The 280-nt window shown below is 42.1% G+C and carries 1 protein-coding gene; it reads right to left on the bottom strand.

The features are described 5' to 3' along the window. The coding region (locus tag NXS07_RS21170) for a hypothetical protein (RefSeq protein ID WP_258087652.1) at positions 1-280 on the bottom strand (280 nt) is incomplete at both ends.

Below are 280 nucleotides of genomic sequence, written 5' to 3'. Positions count from 1 at the left end.
CAGAGGCAACATCGCCAATCAATTGTTTTAGATAATGCGTTTGGTCTTCCTTTCCAACGGGTAGTAGTTTTACATATTCCTCAGAAAATCGGCTAAAAATGGCTTTGTATCCAATACGATTACGCTGAATACCGCGCTCTATTTTGGTCTGCAAAGCATCATCGCCTATCATATACCACGCACAATGCCCTTCGGTTCCGTTCCACAATTCCTGTACTTCCAAAAAGGCAGGGTTTTCCAAATATCCTGCATCGTCCAAAACGATAATCGGATTTTCAAG

It is taken from the genome of Xenorhabdus bovienii (assembly GCF_024721015.1).
GTDB lineage: Bacteria > Pseudomonadota > Gammaproteobacteria > Enterobacterales > Enterobacteriaceae > Xenorhabdus > Xenorhabdus bovienii.
Note: the sequence above shows the minus strand (reverse complement) of the source record. Positions and strands in the feature narration are given on the sequence as shown.